Source organism: Actinacidiphila epipremni (assembly GCF_012034175.1).
Taxonomy (GTDB): Bacteria; Actinomycetota; Actinomycetes; order Streptomycetales; family Streptomycetaceae; genus Actinacidiphila; species Actinacidiphila epipremni.
In genome coordinates this window covers 15,247-32,830 of sequence record NZ_JAATEJ010000030.1, presented here as the reverse complement: position 1 = coordinate 32,830, position 17,584 = coordinate 15,247, and the positions used below count along the sequence as shown (strand labels likewise).

The 17,584-nt window shown below is 73.8% G+C and carries 14 protein-coding genes; 9 read left to right on the top strand and 5 right to left on the bottom strand.

The annotated features are described in order from the left end of the window. Positions 1-90: 90 nt before the first annotated feature. The 3 genes from HCN08_RS29165 (at position 91) to HCN08_RS29155 (ending at position 4,650) form a co-directional block, all read left to right on the top strand. Positions 91-846 (top strand): helix-turn-helix transcriptional regulator, encoded by a 756-nt coding sequence (locus HCN08_RS29165; RefSeq protein ID WP_167986350.1) that lies wholly within the window; start codon positions 91-93, stop codon positions 844-846. 85 nt (positions 847-931) lie between these two features. After that, complete coding sequence (locus HCN08_RS29160) at positions 932-1,678, top strand: SAM-dependent methyltransferase (RefSeq protein WP_167986287.1); 747 nt, start codon at positions 932-934, stop codon at positions 1,676-1,678. 134 nt (positions 1,679-1,812) lie between these two features. After that, positions 1,813-4,650 carry a penicillin acylase family protein gene (locus tag HCN08_RS29155; protein ID WP_167986286.1) on the top strand — a complete coding sequence of 946 codons (2,838 nt, stop codon included), beginning with the start codon at positions 1,813-1,815 and terminating at the stop codon, positions 4,648-4,650. Between the two features lie 116 nt (positions 4,651-4,766). Here the strand turns inward: HCN08_RS29155 and HCN08_RS29150 are convergent, their stop codons facing one another. Then, positions 4,767-6,047 (bottom strand): lipase family protein, encoded by a 1,281-nt coding sequence (locus tag HCN08_RS29150; RefSeq protein WP_206319380.1) that lies wholly within the window; start codon positions 6,045-6,047, stop codon positions 4,767-4,769. Positions 6,048-6,333: 286 nt separating this feature from the next. Here HCN08_RS29150 and HCN08_RS29145 point away from each other — a divergent pair, with 286 nt between their 5' ends. The 4 genes from HCN08_RS29145 to HCN08_RS29130 all read left to right on the top strand — a co-directional run bounded on the left by HCN08_RS29145 (position 6,334) and on the right by HCN08_RS29130 (position 10,554). Next, positions 6,334-7,125, top strand: coding sequence for an SDR family oxidoreductase (locus HCN08_RS29145; protein ID WP_167986285.1), 792 nt, complete (start codon positions 6,334-6,336; stop codon positions 7,123-7,125). Then, a complete protein-coding gene (locus HCN08_RS29140; protein ID WP_167986284.1) occupies positions 7,122-8,777 on the top strand; it encodes an AMP-binding protein in 1,656 nt (551 codons plus the stop codon). Before HCN08_RS29145 ends, HCN08_RS29140 begins: the two co-directional genes overlap by 4 nt. Before the next feature lie 121 nt (positions 8,778-8,898). Continuing rightward, entirely contained in the window at positions 8,899-9,555 is a 657-nt protein-coding gene (locus tag HCN08_RS29135; protein ID WP_167986283.1) for a TetR/AcrR family transcriptional regulator, read from the top strand. Between the two features lie 18 nt (positions 9,556-9,573). Then, positions 9,574-10,554 (top strand): NADPH:quinone oxidoreductase family protein, encoded by a 981-nt coding sequence (locus HCN08_RS29130; protein WP_167986282.1) that lies wholly within the window; start codon positions 9,574-9,576, stop codon positions 10,552-10,554. Positions 10,555-10,632: 78 nt separating this feature from the next. On the opposite strand, the gene HCN08_RS29125 is transcribed toward HCN08_RS29130, so the two are convergent. Then, entirely contained in the window at positions 10,633-11,850 is a 1,218-nt protein-coding gene (locus HCN08_RS29125) for an acyl-CoA dehydrogenase family protein (protein ID WP_167986281.1), read from the bottom strand. Positions 11,851-11,855: 5 nt separating this feature from the next. Further along, positions 11,856-12,911: a phosphotransferase family protein gene (locus tag HCN08_RS29120; protein WP_167986280.1), complete on the bottom strand. Its 1,056-nt coding sequence runs from the start codon at positions 12,909-12,911 to the stop codon at positions 11,856-11,858. 140 nt (positions 12,912-13,051) lie between these two features. On the opposite strand from HCN08_RS29120, the gene HCN08_RS29115 reads away from it, so the two are divergent. After that, positions 13,052-14,389, top strand: a complete 1,338-nt coding sequence (locus HCN08_RS29115; RefSeq protein ID WP_167986279.1) for a glucarate dehydratase family protein — start codon at positions 13,052-13,054, stop codon at positions 14,387-14,389. Between the two features lie 96 nt (positions 14,390-14,485). Here the strand turns inward: HCN08_RS29115 and HCN08_RS29110 are convergent, their stop codons facing one another. After that, entirely contained in the window at positions 14,486-15,883 is a 1,398-nt protein-coding gene (locus HCN08_RS29110) for a GntT/GntP/DsdX family permease (protein ID WP_167986278.1), read from the bottom strand. 169 nt (positions 15,884-16,052) lie between these two features. Beyond that, on the bottom strand, positions 16,053-16,667 hold the full coding sequence (locus HCN08_RS29105; RefSeq protein ID WP_167986277.1) for a gluconokinase: 615 nt from the start codon (positions 16,665-16,667) through the stop codon (positions 16,053-16,055). Between the two features lie 163 nt (positions 16,668-16,830). Between HCN08_RS29105 and HCN08_RS29100 the strand changes: the two genes are divergently transcribed. After that, on the top strand, positions 16,831-17,523 hold the full coding sequence (locus HCN08_RS29100; RefSeq protein WP_167986276.1) for a FadR/GntR family transcriptional regulator: 693 nt from the start codon (positions 16,831-16,833) through the stop codon (positions 17,521-17,523). Positions 17,524-17,584: the final 61 nt, after the last annotated feature.

Here is a 17,584-nt window from a genome sequence, read left to right as displayed (position 1 = left end):
GCCCCCCGCCGCACCCCCGCCCGCACCCGGTCCGCGGCGTCCGGCCGGGCCGCCGCCGCGCCGCCCGCCCCGCAGAGCTTCCCCGAGGCGCTGCGCGCCAGCCGCAGCCGCCGGCATCTGAGCCAGCTGGAGCTGGCGGTGCGCGCCGGCACCACGCAGCGGCACATCAGCTTCATCGAGAACGGCCGCTCCACCCCCGGCCGCGCCCTGGTCGCCCGGCTCGCCGACTCCCTCGCCCTGCCGCTGCGGGAGCGCAACGGACTGCTGCTTGCCGCCGGTTACGCGCCGGTGCACCCGCAGCGCGACCTCGCCGACCCGGCGCTCGCCCCCGCCCTGGAGGCGCTGGACCACATCCTGACCGGCCACATGCCCTACCCGGCGATCGTCGTGGACCGGCACGGCGACCTGGTCGCGGCGAACGACGCCTTCGCCGTCATGACCGAGGGCTCGGACCCGGCGCTGCTCGGGCCGCGCGCGAACATCCTGCGGCTGGCGCTGCACCCGGCGGGCATGGCGCCGCGGATCCGCAATTTCCCGCAGTGGGCGCGGCATGTCATCGAGGCGCTGCGCGAGGAGCAGCGGCGCAACCCCGACGACCGGCTGGCCGCGCTGCACGACGAACTCGCCGCTTACGTGCCGGAGCCGGCCGGGGGCGGCGGCCCGGAGAGCCTGCTGGGCTTCACCGTGCCGATGGAGCTGGACTCCGTCTCGTACGGGCGGCTGCGGCTGATGACGACGGTCGCGGTCTTCGCCACCGCCGCGGACGTGACGATCGCCGAGCTGAAGCTGGAGGCGTTCCTGCCGGCCGACCGTGCGACGGCCGACGCGCTGCGGCAGGATGCCTGACGCGCCCGGGCATCCGGCCGGGCGGCGACCGGGGCTGCGCAGCGCGCCGCCCGCCGCACCACGTGAAGCAACCGCGAGGAACCGCATGAGCCTGCGCCACCACGAGATCTCCGAGTCCCGGCACCGCATCCTCAACCCGATCACCGAGGACAAGCTGATGCTGCTCGGTGCGATCTGCAATCCGCAGGCCGGGCAGCGGCACCTCGACCTGGCCTGCGGCAAGGGCGAGATGCTGACCCGCTGGGCGCAGGCGTACGGCACGGGCGGCGTCGGCGTCGACATCAGCGAGGTCTTCCTGACCGCGGCCCGCGAGCGCGCCGCCGAACTCGGCGTCTGCGAAAGGGTGAGCTTCGTCCGCGCCGACGCGGGTACGTACCAGGCGGACGCCGGCGGCTACGACCTGGTGTCCTGCCTCGGCGCCACCTGGATCGGCGGGGGCCTGGCCGGCACGATCGAGCTGCTGCGGCCCGCCCTGCGGCCCGGCGGCCTGATGCTGATCGGCGAGCCGTACTGGACCGAGCCCGCGCCCGAGGCCGCCCTGGAGGCCAACGGCATGGAGCCGGACGACTACACCTCGCTCGTCGGCACCCTCGACCGGTTCGAGGCGGCGGGCATGGAGCTGCTGGAGATGGTGCTCGCCGACGGCGACAGCTGGGACCGCTACGCCGCCGAGCAGTGGTTCGCCGTCGCCGACTGGCTGCGCGACCACCCCGCCGACCACCCGGACGCGGCCGACATGCGCGACTTCCTCGACCACGCCCGCCGCACCCACCTGGAGTGGAACCGCCGCTACCTCGGCTGGGGGGTCTTCGTCCTGCGCCCGCGGTCCTGAGCCGGGCCGGCCGGACGAAAGCCCGACCGCCCGCGGCCGGGTGGTGAAAATCCGAAAAACCTGACGCATGTTCATCTTCCGGGGTCGGTTAACCGGCGGTAACCTCCGCGCACCGGCTTCCGGAAGGAGCAGACATGCCGCTACGGACCCCACGACGGATCGGCAGAAAACGCGCGCTCGGCAAGGGCCAGCCAGGCAAAAGCGGGCCAGGCAAGGGCCTCGGCAGGGGCGGCCTCGGCAAGGGCGTGCTCGGCAAGGGCGTGCTCGGCACGGCCACCGCGGGCGCGCTGCTCGCCCTCGCGGCGACCCTGGTGGCCCCGGTGCCGCCGGCGGCGCACGCCGCGGACACCGGCGACTACTGCGCCGGGCAGTGCGCCGACATCCTGCCGCCCGGCGAGAACGGCAACGCCACCCTTGCCGACATCCTCGCCAACAAGGTGCTCGGCACCCGCCCGTCGCACACCGCCGACCAGCTCGGCCCCTACGCCGACCTCGCGAACGGCTACCCCACCCTCACCGACGCCACGATCACCGGTTTCTTCAACGACGCCTCCTTCGGCGTGCCCGCCAACCAGGTCGCCTCGGTGGTCAGCCCGCGCTCCGACGTGACCATCACCCGCGACAAGAAGACCGGCGTCCCGCACATCAAGGGCACCACCCGGCAGGGCACCGAGTTCGGCGCCGGATACGCGGCGGCGCAGGACCGGCTGTGGCTCATGGACCTCTTCCGGCACGTCGGGCGCGGCGAACTGTCGTCGTTCGCCGGCGGCGCCGCCGCCAACCGCGGTTTGGAGCAGGAGTTCTGGAAGCAGGCCCCCTACACCGAGGCCGACCTCCAGGCGCAGGTGGACTGGCTCGCCAACAACAGCGGGCCGCGCGGCCAGCAGGCCCTCGCCGACGCACAGGCGTACGTCGACGGCATCAACGCCTACATCACCGCCGCGAAGAACGGCCGCTACTTCCCCGGCGAATACGTCCTGACCGGCCACGTCGACGCCATCACCAACGCCGGCACGATCGACCCGTTCCAGCTCACCGACCTCATCGCGCTCGCCTCCGTCGTCGGCGCGCTCTTCGGCACCGGTGGCGGCGGCGAGGTGCAGTCGGCGCTGTCGCTGCTGGCCGCGCAGCAGCAGTACGGCGTCACCGAGGGCACCAAGGTGTGGGAGTCCTTCCGCGAGCGGGACGACCCGGAGGCCACGCCCACCGTCCACGACGGCACGAGCTTCCCGTACGCGGGCAAGCCCGCCACCGCCCAGGGCGAGGCACTGCCCGACCCTGGCTCGGTCGTCGCCGAACCCCTGGTCTACGACGCGACCGGCGGCGCCACGCAGTCCACCACCGCGAGCCCCGGTGTGCTGCCCGGCAACCTCTTCTCCACCAAGAAGGGCATGTCCAACGCCCTGGTCGTCAGCGGCGCCCACACCGCGAGCGGCCACCCGGTCGCCGTCTTCGGCCCGCAGACCGGCTACTTCGCGCCACAGTTGCTCATGCTCCAGGAACTCCAGGGCCCCGGCATCAGCGCCCGCGGCGCCTCCTTCGCCGGGCTGGGCATGTACGTGGAGCTCGGCCGCGGCCAGGACTACGCCTGGAGCGCGACCTCCGCCTCCCAGGACGTCACCGACACCTACGCCGTCGAGCTGTGCCAGGACGACACGCACTACCTCTTCCACGGCAGCTGCGTGCCGATGGAGAAGCTGGAGCGCACCAACTCCTGGAAGCCCACGGTCGCCGACTCCACCCCGGCCGGCTCCTACCGCATGCAGGTCTGGCGCACCGCCTACGGCCCGGTCGAATACCGCGCCACGGTCGGCGGCAAGGGCGTCGCCTACACCCAGCTGCGCAGCTCCTACCGGCACGAGGCCGACTCCATCATCGGCTTCCAGGAGCTCAACGACCCCGGGTTCGTCCACGACCCGGCGTCCTTCCAGGCCGCCACGCAGGACATCAACTACACCTTCAACTGGTTCTACGCCGACTCCCAGCACACCGCCTACTACAACAGCGGCACCAACCCGGTACGGGCCGCCGGCGTCGACGCGTCCTTCCCGGTGTGGGCGCAGGCCGCCTACGACTGGCGCGGCTGGGACCCCACGGCCAACACCGCGACCTACACGCCGCCTTCGCAGCACCCGCAGTCCGTCGACCAGGACTACTACGTCTCCTGGAACAACAAGCAGGCGCCCGGCTACACCTCCGCGGGCTTCGGCAACGGCTCCGTCCACCGCGCCGACCTGCTCGACGACCGCGTCAAGGCGCTCGTCCAGGCCGGCGGGGTCACCCGGTCGAAGCTGGTCAAGGCGATGGACGACGCCGCGCTGACCGACCTGCGCGGTGAGGACGTGCTGCCCGACCTGCTCCGCGTCATCTCCAGCGCACCCGTCGCCGACCCCCAGGAGGCCACCGCCGTCCAGCAGTTGACGGCCTGGCGGGCGGCCGGCACCAAGCGGCACGAGACCTCCGCCGGCTCGCATACCTACGCCGACGCCGACGCGATACGCGTCATGGACGCGTGGTGGCCGCTGCTGGTGCAGGGCGAGTTCCAGCCGGGGCTCGGCAGCAGCCTCTACACCGCGCTCACCGCCGACCTGACCGTCGACGAGTCGCCCTCGGCCGGGCACGGCCCGACCGGCTCGCACGCCGGCAGCTCCTTCCAGTACGGCTGGTGGAGCTATGTCGACAAAGACCTGCGCGCGGTGCTCGGCGACCCGGTCGCCGGGCCGCTCGCCCGCCCCTACTGCGGCGGCGGGCAGCTCGCCGCCTGCCGTGACGTGCTGCTGAGCACCCTCAAGCAGGCCGCAGCCGTACCGGCCACCACCGTCTACCCGGGCGACGACGGCTGCTCGGCCGGCGACCAGTGGTGCGCCGACTCCATCGTCCAGCGCCCGCTGGGCGGTGTCACCGACGACCGGATCAGCTGGCAGAACCGCCCGACCTACCAGCAGGTCGTCGAATTCCCCTCCCACCGCTGAACCACCCCTGGGGGCCGGTCGTTCCGGGCCGGCCCCCAGGCCCCCAGGCCCTCAGGAACCCCAGGCCCCCGGCCGCCCGCAGCCCCCGGGCCGCCCCGGACCTGCGGCAGCCGCGGTCACCGCAGCAGCGCCGCCGCCCGCAGTATGAGCCGGGCCAGCTCCGGGTGGCAGATGTCGCTGTGCGCCCCGGCCGGCGGGCCGCCCCTGCGGACGACCGCCGACGCGTCCACGCTCAGGCACTCGCCGGGGGAGAACCGCGCGCCCAGGGCCGCTGTGAGCGCCGTCGCGGGCGCGTGCGGCAGCCCGTGGAACCCGTCGTGGCCGAGGGCGCCCCACCGGTCGTCGCCCAGCAGCGAGCGGTCGTCGCCGGAGAGCCGGGAGGCCAGCGGATACAGGATCCCCAGCGCCGTGTCATGGCTGGAGTGGCAGGCCAGCACCGGCCCGCCGACCCGGCGCTGCATACCGTCGAGCGCGCCGCCGGGGGAGTAGGCGGAGTGCGAGAACGCGCCCTGGAGCAGCGTCACCGACCGGACGTTGTGCGCGCCCTGCGGCAGCCCGGCCAGAGCGAAGGAGACCAGCCGGGCCCCGAAGCTGTGGCCGACCAGATGCACTTTCGTGTCCGGCGCCCGCTCGGCCAGCTGCCCCACGAAAGGCCCGAGCCCCTTCCTGCCGACCGTCCCGGCCCGGCCCTTCATCGCGAAATACGTGCCCTGCCGCAGCAGTTCGCGCGCGCCGGCCCAGACCTTCTTGCCGAGCCCGCCGAGCAGCGCCTCGCCCTCCCCGGCCTCGGACACCGTCCGGCCCAGCGCGTCGGCCAGTTCGTCGCACACGTCGGCCGGCTTGGCCGTGAGCAGCCGGGGCAGCGCGTCCTCGCCTGCGACGTCCGACGCCAGTGCCGCCGCCCCGGGGCCGGCGCCGGTGAGGGTGCGCACCAGGCGGCCGAACTCCTCCAGCGCCGCCGGGTCGTCCGGCTGCCGGGCCAGCAGCTCCGCGATCCGGTCCACCGCCGCGTCGTGCCCGGGCAGCACCCGCTTGAGGGTGGCGGCGTCCGGGTCGAGGTCGGTGCCGCCGCCGCCGCGCGCGGTCAGGGCGGCGGTGTGCGGGAAGTCGGGGATGGGCTCGTCGCAGAAGCGCATGGACGGCCAGTGCACCCCGACGTACCCGATCAGCACCCCCGCCCCCGGCCCCGCGGCGGCCAGCAGGCCGGGGAAGGGCGCGTAGAAGCGGTCGTAGAGCGCGCTCGCCGTCGACAGGTCGTTGTTCCAGCCGTGGGAGAAGACGACCAGGTCGGAGTGCTCGCGGGCGCGGGCCAGCAGTGCGTCGCGCTGCCGCGGATCCGGATCCCCGTCCGCGTCGAACGTCAGGTCCCAGTACGGCTGCACACTCGTGACGGCCATGGCTCCCCCTCGCCTTCGCGAGCACCCCAAAGCTCGCGTTTGTCCGATCTGCCCCCATCATCCCGACCTCCCATCGAGCCGTCCATCCCCCCGGCGGGTGAAAACCCCGCGGACTGCCCCCGGCGGTCCTCCGGTCGCCCCCCCTGCCGTTCCCCAGCCGCCTCCCCGGCAGTCCGCCGGTTGTCCACAGCCCCCGTCCGGCCCTTCCGGATCGGGTGACCGACTGCTTAGTATGCGAAGGCGAGAAGGAAAACGTCAGTGGTCCAGCCGAGTCGAGGGAGACCCGATGGTCGAGGTGGAAGCCCTGCGCGGGGCCCGCGTGGTGGTCACGGGCGCGGGCGGCGGCATCGGGGCCGCGCTCGCCCGCGCCTTCGCGGAGCAGGGCGCCCGCGTCGTCGTCAACGACCTCGACGGCGACGCGGCACGCAAGGTCGCCGACGAGACCGGCGCGGCCGTCGTCGTCGGCGACGCCGCGCAGGCCGTGCCCGCCGCCCGCACCGCCCTCGGCGGCGGCATCGACGTCTTCTGCGCCAACGCCGGGGTCGGCACCGGCGGCGGCCCCGAGGCCGACGACGCGGTGTGGGAGGCCGCGTGGGAGGTCAACGTCATGAGCCACGTCCGGGCCGCCCGCGCCCTGCTCCCCGAATGGCTGGAGCGCGGCCGGGGCCGCTTCGTGTCCACCGTCTCCGCCGCCGGCCTGCTCACGATGATCGGCGCCGCCCCGTACACCGTCACCAAGCACGGCGCCCTCGCCTTCGCCGAATGGCTCGCGCTCACCTACCGCCACCGCGGCGTCAAGGTCCACGCCGTCTGCCCCCAGGGCGTGCGCACCGCGATGCTCGACGCCACCGGCCCGGCCGGCGACCTGGTGCTCGCGCCCACCGCCATCGAACCCGAGGCGGTCGCGCAGGCGGTGCTCGAAGGCATCGCCGCCGAGCGCTTCCTGATCCTGCCGCACCCCGAGGTCGCCGGCTATTACGCCGCCCGCGCCGCCGAACCCGAGCGGTGGTTGCGCGGCATGAACAAACTCCAGCGCCAGTACGAGGACCTCCGGGCGAAGGCGGGCGAGCACGCATGACCGGATACGCCGACCAGCCCTGGCTGCGCTTCTTCACCGAGGAGCAGCGCGCCGACACCGACTACCCGCCCTCCGTCCTGGAGGCCTTCCTCGCGCACGCCGCCCGCAACCCCGGCAGCCGCGCCCTGGCCTACTTCGACGGCGCCCTGACGTACGGCGAACTCGACTCCCTCTCCGACGGCCTGGCCCGCGACTTCGCCGGCCGCGGCTTCGCCCCCGGCGACCGCCTCGCCGTCATGCTGCAGAATGTGCCGCAGTTCGTCATCGCGCTGCTCGCGGCATGGAAGGCCGGCGGCGCCGTCATCCCCGTCAACCCGATGTACAAGCAGCACGAACTGGCCCACATCCTCGCCGACGCAGGCGCCGCCGCCCTGGTCTGCTCCGAGAGCGCCTGGCAGTCCTACGTCCGCGGCACCGCCGCCGCCTCGCCCGTACGCATCACGTACACCGCCTGCGAGCGGGACCTCCAGACCCGCGACGACCCGCGGGTCCTGACCGCCGGCCGCGCGCCCGCCGCTGACGCCGCCGACGTGCTGGCCGCCGCCCGCGCGTCCGCCGGCGAGCGCCCGGCGGTCCCGCTGCCCGCGGCCTGCGACACCGCGCTGATCAGCTACACCTCCGGCACCAGCGGCCGGCCCAAGGGCGCGCTCAACACCCACGGCAACCTGTCCTTCAACGCCCACCGCCAGGTCCGCGTCCAGGCGCTGCCCGAGGACGCCGTGGTCTTCGCCCTGGCCCCGCTCTTCCACATCACGGGCATGGTCTGCCAGCTGTCCGCGGCGCTCGCCGGCGGCCACACCCTGGCGCTGGCCTACCGCTTCGAGCCCGGCGTCGTCCTCGACGCCTTCCGCGAGCACCGCCCCACCTACACCGTCGGCCCCGCCACCGCCTTCATGGCGCTGCTGGCCCGCCCCGACGCCACCGCCGAGGACTTCGCGTCCTTCCGGCTCATCTCGTCCGGCGGCGCCCCGCTGCCACCCGCCGTCGTCGAGTCCTTCCGCGCCCGCGCCGGCGGCCTCTACCTCGCAAACGGCTACTGCCTCACCGAATGCAGCGCCCCTTGCGCCAGCGTCCCGCCCGGTCACGAGGCCCCCGTGGACCCCGCCTCCGGCACCCTGGCGGTCGGTGTCCCCGGGCCCGGCACCATGGTGCGCATCCTCGACGACACCGGCGCCGAGGTCCCCTTCGGCCACAGCGGCGAGATCGCCGTCCGCGGCCCCATGGTCGTACCCGGCTACTGGAACCAGCCAGACGCCTCCGAGGCCGCGCTGCCCGACGGCGAACTGCGCACCGGTGACATCGGCTTCATGGACCCCGACGGCTGGCTCTATGTCGTCGACCGCAAGAAGGACATGATCAACGCGTCCGGCTTCAAGGTGTGGCCGCGCGAGGTCGAGGACGTCCTCTACACCCACCCCGCCGTCCGCGAGGCCGCAGTCGTCGGCGTCCCGGACGCCTACCGCGGCGAGAGCGTCAAGGCGTATGTGAGCCTGCGCCCCGGCGCGGCGGCCGAGCCCGCCGAACTCGTCGCCTATTGCCGCGAGCGGCTGGCCGCGTACAAATACCCGCGCCAGGTGGACATACTCGGCGAACTGCCCAAGACCGCGACCGGCAAGATCCTGCGCCGCGAGCTCAAGGCGACGGCCGGCTGACGGCCGGCTGACGGCGCCGGCCGAGGAGACCGGCCGAGCACCGGCCGGCGGCGGCCCGGTGCCGCGGCGGTGGCCGGATAAGGTCCATAGCGGCCGGATCGGACGAGGAAGGGGCAGGCGGATGGCACGCGGGGCGACATCAGGCGGCGGGCGGGGCGACGGCACCGCCGAGCGCGGTACGGGGCAGGCCGCGGGCGGCGGCCCGGCCGCGGCCGTGCCCGAGCGGCTGCTCGCCGAGGCCACCCGGCTCTTCGCCGAACGCGGCTACGACCGCACCTCCGTCCAGGAGATCGTCGAGGCCGCCGGCGTCACCAAGGGCGCGCTCTACCACTACTTCGGCTCCAAGGACGACCTGCTGCACGAGATCTACGCCCGTGTGCTGCGGCTCCAGACCGAGCGCCTGGACGCCATCGCCGCCCGCGACACCCCCGTGCCCGAACGCCTCGCCGAGGCCGCGGCGGACGTCGTGGTGACCAGCATCCAGAACCTGGACGACACCAAGATCTTCTTCCGGTCGATGCACCAGCTCAGCCCGGAGAAGCAGAAGGCGGTACGGGCCGAACGCCGCCGCTACCACGAGCGGTTCCGCTCCCTGGTCGAAGAGGGCCAGCGCGACGGCCACTTCAGGACCGGGCTGCGGCCCGACCTGGTCGTCGACTTCTTCTTCGGCTCCGTGCACCACCTCGGCACCTGGTACCACGCCGACGGACCGCTGTCCGCCGAGGAGGTCGCCGGGGAGTTCTCCGACCTGCTGCTGCACTCGGTGCGGCAGCCCTGACCCATCGGGAGTCCCAGCGTGAAGGCATGGCGCGTCCACCGCAACGGCGAGCCGTCCGAGGTCATGCGCCTCGACGACATACCCGCCCCCGAACCGGGCCCCGGCGAGGTGCTGCTGCGGGTCCGCGCCGCGGGCGTCAACTTCCCCGACGCGCTGCTGTGCCGCGGGCAGTACCAGATCCGCCCACCGCTGCCCTTCACCCCCGGCGTGGAGATGTGCGGCGAGATCGCCGCCCTCGGCGCCGGCGTCGAGGGCCTGGCGGAAGGGCAGCGCGTCATCAGCACCGCCGCACTGCCGGCCGGCGCCTTCGCCGAACACGCCGTCGTGCCCGCCGCCGGCGTACTGCCCGCGCCCGAGGCGCTGGACGACACGTCCGCCGCCGTGCTGCACATCGGCTACCAGACCGGCTGGTTCGGCCTGCACCGCAGGGCCGCCCTGCGCCCCGGCGAGACGCTGCTCGTGCACGCCGCGGCCGGCGGCGTCGGCAGCGCCGCCGTGCAACTCGGCAAGGCGGCAGGCGCGTTCGTCATCGGCGTGGTGGGCGGCCCGCAGAAGGCCGCGGCGGCCCGCGAACTGGGCGCCGACCTCGTCGTCGACCGGCACGCCGAGGACTTCGTCGCCGCCGTCAAGGACGCCACCGCCGGCCGCGGCGCCGACGTCGTCTACGACCCGGTCGGCGGCGACACCTACACCCGCTCGGCCAAATGCGTCGCCTTCGAGGGCCGCATCGTCGTCGTCGGCTTCGCCGGCGGCACCGTCCAGGCCCCGGCCCTGAACCACGCCCTGGTCAAGAACTACTCGATCCTGGGCCTGCACTGGGGCCTGTACGCCGCCCGCGACCCCCAGGCCGTCCGTACCGCGCACGCCGAGCTGACCGCCCTCGCCGCGGCCGGCACCGTACGCCCCCTGGTGGCCGCCCGCCCGCTCGCCGAGGCGGCCTCCGCCGTCCAGTCCGTCGCCGACGGCACCACCGTGGGCCGCCTCGCCCTGATCCCCTGAAACCGGCCCGAGCACGCCGAGAACAGCGCGGCGCCGGGTGCCCCCGCACAGGGCGGGCACCCGGCGCCGGAGAAGCCGTCAGGCGGTGTAGCGGGCCAGCTCGCGCCGGGCCAGCGACCGGCGGTGCACCTCGTCGGGCCCGTCGGCCAGCCGCAGGCTGCGCGCGCCCGTCCACAGCCGCCCCAGCGGGAAGTCCTGCGAGACGCCCCCGGCGCCGTGCGCCTGGATCGCCCGGTCGATGATCCGCTGCACCGTACCCGGCGTGGCGATCTTGATGGCCTGGATCTCGGTGTGCGCGCCCTTGTTGCCGACGGTGTCCATCAGCCACGCCGTCTTGAGCACCAGCAGCCGCAACTGCTCGATCTCGACCCGCGACTGCGCGATCCACTCCTGCACCACGCCCTGCGCCGCCAGCGGCTTGCCGAAGGCGACCCGCGCGGCCACCCGCCGGCACATCAGCTCCAGGGCGCGCTCGGCCATGCCGATCAGCCGCATGCAGTGGTGGATCCGGCCCGGCCCGAGCCGCGCCTGCGCGATGGCGAAACCGCCGCCCTCCTCCCCGACGAGGTTGTCCACCGGCACCCGCACCTCGTGGAAGACGACCTCGGCGTGCCCGCCGTGGTCGGCGTCGTCGAACCCGAACACCCGCATCCCGCGCCGCACTTCGACCCCCGGGGTGTCGCGCGGCACCAGGATCTGGCTCTGCTGGCGGTGCCGTTCGGCGGCCGGGTCGGTCTTGCCCATGACGATGAAGACGGCGCAGTCGGGGTTCATCGCCCCGGAGATGAACCACTTGCGCCCGTTGACGACGTACGTATCCCCGTCGCGCTCGATGCGGGTCTCGATGTTGGTGGCGTCGGAGGAGGCGACGTCCGGCTCGGTCATGGCGAAGGCCGAGCGGATCTCGCCGGCCAGCAGCGGCTCCAGCCACTCCTTCTTCTGCGCCGGGGTGCCGAACTCCGCCAGCACTTCCATGTTCCCGGTGTCCGGCGCGGCGCAGTTGAGCGCGGTCGGCGCCAAGTAGGGGCTTCGGCCGGTGAGTTCGGCCAGCGGCGCGTACTGCAGATTGGTCAGCCCCGCCCCGAGCTCCCCGGGCAGGAACAGATTCCACAGCCCCTGCCGCCGCGCCTCTGCCTTGAGCTCGGCCACGACCGGCGGCACGGTCCAGTGCGCGTCCGGGCCGGCCTGCTCGTGCTGCTCGGCGAAGACGCTCTCGGCGGGATAGACGTGCTCGTCGAGGAACGCGGTCAGCTGCGACCGCAGCTCCTCGGTACGGGTGTCGAAGGCGAAGTCCATCGTGCTCAGTCCTCCTGGACGGTGCGTGCCGGCCGGGGTCGGCGGCGGATGGTGCGCAGGCCCCGGTCGATGAAGAGCGGGACGACGGTGCCGATGCGGTCAAAACCGGCGCCGAGGGTCTGGCCGAGACTCCAGCGGTAGTGGATCCCCTCCAGGATCACGGCGACCTTGAAGTACGCGAACGCGGTGTACCAGTCGACCGCCGACACGTCGCGCCCCGAGCGGAGCGCGTACCGCTCGACGACCTCGGCGGAGCCCGGGTGCCCGGGGGCGCCGGAGGCGGTGGGGACGGGGAAGCCGGGGATGTCGTGCTGCTCGCCGTACATCACCAGCAGGCCGACGTCGGTGAGCGGGTCGCCGAGCGTGGACATCTCCCAGTCCAGCACGGCGGTCAGCCGGTCGCCGGCGTCGACGAGCACGTTGTCGAGCCGGTAGTCGCCGTGCACGACGGCGGGCGCGGGGGAGGCCGGCAGCGCGCGGCCGAGCGCGGCGTGCAGCTCGTCAAGGCCCGGCAGCTCGCGGCTGCGCGAGGCGTCCAGCTGCTTGCTCCAGCGCCGCAGCTGCCGGTCCAGGAAGCCCTCGGGCCGCCCGAAGTCGCCCAGGCCCACCGCCGCGGGGTCCACGGCGTGCAGGTCGACCAGGGTGTCGACCAGGGTGAGGGCGACCGCCCGGGTGCGCTCCGGCCCGAGCGCCGCCAGCTGCTCCTGCGTGCGGTAGGGCGTGCCCTCGACGAAGTCCATGACGTAGAAGGGCGCGCCGACGACCGCCGGGTCCTCGCACATCAGCAGCGTGCCGGGCACCGGGACCGCCGTGCCGGCCAGCGCGCTGATCACCCGGTGCTCGCGGGCCATGTCGTGCGCGGTGGCCAGGACGTGCCCGAGCGGCGGGCGGCGCACGACCCAGGTGCCGGTGCCGTCGGTGACCCGGTAGGTGAGGTTGGAGCGGCCCCCCTGGATCAGCTCGGCCCGCAGCTCGCCGGTCACGAGGCCGGGGAGCCGCTCGTCGAGGTGGCGGCGCAGCCGGTCCAGGTCGAGGCCCCGGGGGCTGTCGGTATCACTCATGAGACGATCGTACCGACTGGTCGGTATGCGGTCCAGTTCCCCGCGGCGGCGGTATGCCCTTGCCGTACGGCGGCCCCAGGTGAGCGCCGGCCGGTTGCCGCGTTGACGACCGCGCGGCCACCCGCATAAGCTCCGGTCTTATGGGTGAACGTGATTCATATATACAGACAGCGGGCTCGGTCGGTCCCTCGGACGCGTTCACGATCGCCGAGGTACGCCTGACACCCATCCTCATCGCCGACCCGCCGCTGCTCAACACCCAGGGCGTCCACCAGCCCCACACGCCCCGCCTCATCGTCGAGATCGTCACCGCCGACGGCACGTCCGGGATCGGCGAGACCTACGGCGACACCCGCTACCTCGACCTCGCGGGCCCGCTTGCCGCCGCCCTGCCCGGCCACAAGGTCACCGATCTGAACGGGCTGTTCACCCTCGCCGAGCGGGTGTGCGGCGACCCCGCCGACGTCTCCGACTCCGTCGCCGCCGGCGGCCTGCGCGGCGTCCAGACCGCCGACAAGCTCCGGCTGTCGGTGATCTCCGGCTTCGAGGTCGCCTGCCTCGACGCCCTCGGCAAGATCCTGGGCCTGCCGGTGCACGCCCTGCTCGGCGGCAAGGTGCGCGACCGCGTCGACTACAGCGCCTACCTCTTCTACAAGCTCGCCGAGCACCCGCAGGGCCAGGGCGAGCCGGACGACTGGGGCGCCGCCCTCGACCCGGCCGGCGTCGTCGCGCAGGCCCGCCGCTTCGCCGACACCTACGGCTTCGGCTCCTTCAAGCTCAAGGGCGGCGTCTTCCCGCCCGAGCAGGAGATCGCCGCCGTCCGCGCGCTCGCCGAAGCCTTCCCCGGCAAGCCGCTGCGGCTGGACCCCAACGGCGCCTGGTCCGTCGAGACATCGCTGTACGTCGCCCGCGAGCTCGGCGACGTACTGGAGTACCTGGAGGACCCGGCCGGCAGCACCGAGCGGATGTCCCGGGTGTCGCAGGGCACCGACGTGCCGCTGGCCACCAACATGTGCGTGACGACCTTCCAGGAGATCAAGGAGGCGTTCGCGCGCGACGCGGTGCAGGTGGTGCTCTCCGACCACCACTACTGGGGCGGCCTGCGCAACACCCAGCAGCTCGCCGCGATATGCCGCACCTTCGGGGTGGGCCTGTCGATGCACTCCAACACCCACCTCGGCATAAGCCTCGCCGCCATGACGCATGTCGCGGCGACCGTGCCCAACCTCGACTACGCCTGCGACTCGCACTACCCGTGGCAGACCGAGGACGTCATCACCGAGCGCCATGTCTTCACCGACGGCGCCCTGACCGTCCCGGACCGCCCCGGCCTCGGCGTCGAGCTGGACCGCGACGCCCTCAAGACGCTGCACCAGCGCTGGCTGGACGACGACGGCACCATGCGCGACCGCGACGACGCCGCCGCGATGCGCAAGGCCGACCCCGACTGGCGCACCCCGTCCGTGCCGCGCTGGTGACCCCGCACGGGAAGCGGGCGCACACGGCACCGGCGCGCACAGCGCCGGCGGTCACGGCACCCGCGTCCACGGCGCCGGCGCTCACCGCACCGGCTTTCACAGCACCAGCGACAGCAGCATCACGAAGCCCAGCGCGACCACCGAGATCACCGTCTCCATCGCCGACCACGTCTTGAGGGTCTGCGGCACGTCCATCCCGAAATACTCCTTCACCAGCCAGAAGCCGGCGTCGTTGACGTGCGAGAAGAACAGCGACCCGGCGCCGACCGACAGCACCAGCAGCGCGGTGTGGGTGGAGGTCATGCCGTCGGCGAGCGGCGCCACCAGGCCCGCCGCCGAGATGATCGCGACCGTCGCCGAGCCGGTCGCGACCCGGATCAGCACCGCGATGAGCCACGCCAGCAGCAGCGCGCTGATGTGCCAGTCCTCGGACCAGTCGAGGATCATCTGGCCCACGCCGCAGTCGATGAGCGTCTGCTTGAAGCCGCCGCCCGCGCCCACGATGAGCAGGATGCCGGCGATCGGCCCGAGCGACGTGTCGACCGTCATGGAGATCCGCTCCTTGGTGAAGCCGGCCGCGCGGCCGAGCGTGACCATCGCCACCATCACCGCGACGAGCAGCGCCACCAGCGGCGTCCCGATGACGTCCAGGGTCCGGTAGGCCAGGCTCCCCTGGTCGTCGATCACGACGTCCGCGAGCGCCTTGGCCAGCATCAGGACCACCGGCAGCAGCATCGTGCACACCGTCGCGGCGAAGCTCGGCCGCCGGTCCAGGTCGTCCGAGGCGCGGGCCGGCGTCATCCGCTCCGGCGGCGCCACGTCCACCCAGCCCGACGCGATCCGTCCGAACAGCGGCCCCGCGATCGCCAGCGTCGGCAGCGCGACCAGCACGCCGAGCGCGAGCGTGATGCCCATGTCGGCGTGGATCGCGCCGATCGCCGCCAGCGGGCCCGGGTGCGGCGGCACCAGACCGTGCATCACCGACAGGCCCGCGAGCGCCGGTATGCCCAGCCGCACCAGCGACTGGCCGCTGCGCCGGGCGACCAGCAGCACCACCGGGATCAGGATGACGATGCCGATCTCGAAGAACAGCGGCAGCCCGACCAGGCCCGCGATCAGCGCCATCGCCCACGGCAGCCGCTTCTCGCCCGTCCTAGCCAGGATCGTGTCGACGATCTGGTCCGCGCCGCCGGAGTCGGCGAGCAGCTTGCCGAGTATCGCGCCGAGCGCGATCAGCGTGCCGACGCCCGCGACCGTCGAGCCGAGGCCCGAGGAGTAGCTGGCGATCGTCTTGGCCAGCGGGGCGCCCGCGACGGTGCCGAGCACGCCGGAGCCGATGGTCAGCGCGAGGAAGGCGTGCACCTTCCAGCGGGTGATGAGCAGGACGATGACGGCGATGCCCGCCAGCGCGGCGAGCGCGAGCCGGAGATGGCCGGCGTCGGCGATCGGCGGTGGCGTGGCGGCGGCCAGCAGCTCGACGTTGAGTGCGGACACGGGGGGCTCCAAACGGGGACGGTGGTACGGGGGCCCGCCGGCGGCTCCGGCGGGCGGGGGGTGGTGCGGTACGGCGGGGGGTGCGCGTCCGGGTGGGCGCGCGGCTGGGGCGCCTTGCCGGGGGCGGCGCGGGGGATCCGGTGCGGCTGCGGTCAGCCGGGTGCGTACGTCAACGGGCGGCGCCCCGGGGGAGTGCGGCGAGCGCCCGCTCGGCGATCTGCTGGGGACCGCCCTCGATGGAGACGACCGCCCCCGACTCGTCCGCGGCCAGCGGTTCGAGCGCCTCGAACTGCGAGCGCAGCAGCCCCGGCGGCATGAAGTGCTGCATCCTGGCGGCCAGCCGGGAGCCGATGAGCTCCGCGGAGCCGTCCAGGTGCAGGAAGAACAGGTCGGGCGCCGCGGCCCGCAGCCGGTCGCGGTAGCGGCGGCGCAGCGCCGAGCAGCTGACCACGCCGCCCCGCCCGCCGCGCTCGGCGATCCACGCGGCGATCGCGTCCAGCCAGGGCGCCCGGTCGGCGTCGTCGAGCGGGTGCCCGGCGGACATCTTGGCGATGTTGGCGGCCGGGTGGAAGTCGTCGGCCTCGGCGTAGACCACCCCGAGCCGCTCGGCCAGCAGCCCGCCGACCGTGGACTTCCCCGACCCCGACACCCCCATGACCACGACCACCGGCAGCGCCCCCTCGGACACCGAGCCGGACACCTTCGTGGGTTCGGGCGCGGACTCGGACGTGGATCCGGGCGCGGTCCCGGCCGGTCCCGCGGGCCCGGCCGCCTCAGCCGTCATCGCTCCTGCCTCCTGCTGTGTACGTCCGGTACGGCTACGCGCCGGCGTACGGCCCGGCGCGGGCCTACGGCGGCGTCCCGACATCTGACCACCATAGGTACTACTTATTCAAGCCGCTGTGATGCAAACGTCATACGACTGTGGTGGCCCGTAGGCTGTCGCCATGCCCGAGCACCTCCACTCCCGCGTGCTGGCCGAACTCGGCCAGGCCATCGCCTCCGGTGAGCACCCGCCGGGCACGGTGCTGCGCATCGACGAGCTGGAGGCCCGCTACGGCGTCTCGCGTACGGTCGTCCGCGAGGCGGTGCGGGTGCTGGAGGCGATGCACCTCGTCGAGACCCGCCGCCGGGTCGGGATCACCGTGCGCCGCACCGAGGAGTGGAACGTCTTCGACCCGGCCGTCATCCGCTGGCGGCTCGCGGGCACCGACCGCTCCCGCCAGTTGCGCTCCCTGACCACGCTCCGCACCGCCGTCGAGCCGGTCGCCGCCGGACTGGCCGCGCAGGCCGCGACCCCCGGGCAGTGCCGCGAACTGACCGTGCTGGCAGCGGAGATGGCCGCGGCCGGGCGCGCCGCGGACCTGGCGGCGTATCTCGTCCACGACATCGCCTTCCACCGCGTGATGCTCACCGCGTCCGGCAACGAGATGTTCGCCCGGCTCGGCGACGTCGTCGCCGAGGTCCTGACGGGCCGTACCGAACACCATGTGATGTTCACTGCCCCCGATCCGGCCGCCGTCACGCTCCACGTCCGGGTCGCCGAGGCGGTACGCGCCCGGGACGCGCGGGCCGCGGAGGACCTGATGCGGCAGATCTGCGTCGGCGCCCTGCGCGAGCTGGACATCCTCGCGCCTTGAGGTGCACGGGAGTTCGGGGCCCGCGCCGGATCCTGCCCCGTAAAAGGGCTGCCACGAAGGG

What these genes read in the sequence shown, in the direction of transcription:
- HCN08_RS29160 (WP_167986287.1), top strand. Translation starts at nt 932, where the DNA reads ATGAGCCTGCGCCACCACGAGATCTCCGAGTCCCGGCACCGCATCCTC.
- HCN08_RS29155 (WP_167986286.1), top strand. Translation starts at nt 1,813, where the DNA reads ATGCCGCTACGGACCCCACGACGGATCGGCAGAAAACGCGCGCTCGGC.
- HCN08_RS29150 (WP_206319380.1), bottom strand. Translation starts at nt 6,047, where the DNA reads ATGGCCGTCACGAGTGTGCAGCCGTACTGGGACCTGACGTTCGACGCG.
- HCN08_RS29145 (WP_167986285.1), top strand. Translation starts at nt 6,334, where the DNA reads ATGGTCGAGGTGGAAGCCCTGCGCGGGGCCCGCGTGGTGGTCACGGGC.
- HCN08_RS29140 (WP_167986284.1), top strand. Translation starts at nt 7,122, where the DNA reads ATGACCGGATACGCCGACCAGCCCTGGCTGCGCTTCTTCACCGAGGAG.
- HCN08_RS29135 (WP_167986283.1), top strand. Translation starts at nt 8,899, where the DNA reads ATGGCACGCGGGGCGACATCAGGCGGCGGGCGGGGCGACGGCACCGCC.
- HCN08_RS29125 (WP_167986281.1), bottom strand. Translation starts at nt 11,850, where the DNA reads ATGGACTTCGCCTTCGACACCCGTACCGAGGAGCTGCGGTCGCAGCTG.
- HCN08_RS29120 (WP_167986280.1), bottom strand. Translation starts at nt 12,911, where the DNA reads ATGAGTGATACCGACAGCCCCCGGGGCCTCGACCTGGACCGGCTGCGC.
- HCN08_RS29115 (WP_167986279.1), top strand. Translation starts at nt 13,052, where the DNA reads ATGGGTGAACGTGATTCATATATACAGACAGCGGGCTCGGTCGGTCCC.
- HCN08_RS29105 (WP_167986277.1), bottom strand. Translation starts at nt 16,667, where the DNA reads ATGACGGCTGAGGCGGCCGGGCCCGCGGGACCGGCCGGGACCGCGCCC.
- HCN08_RS29100 (WP_167986276.1), top strand. Translation starts at nt 16,831, where the DNA reads ATGCCCGAGCACCTCCACTCCCGCGTGCTGGCCGAACTCGGCCAGGCC.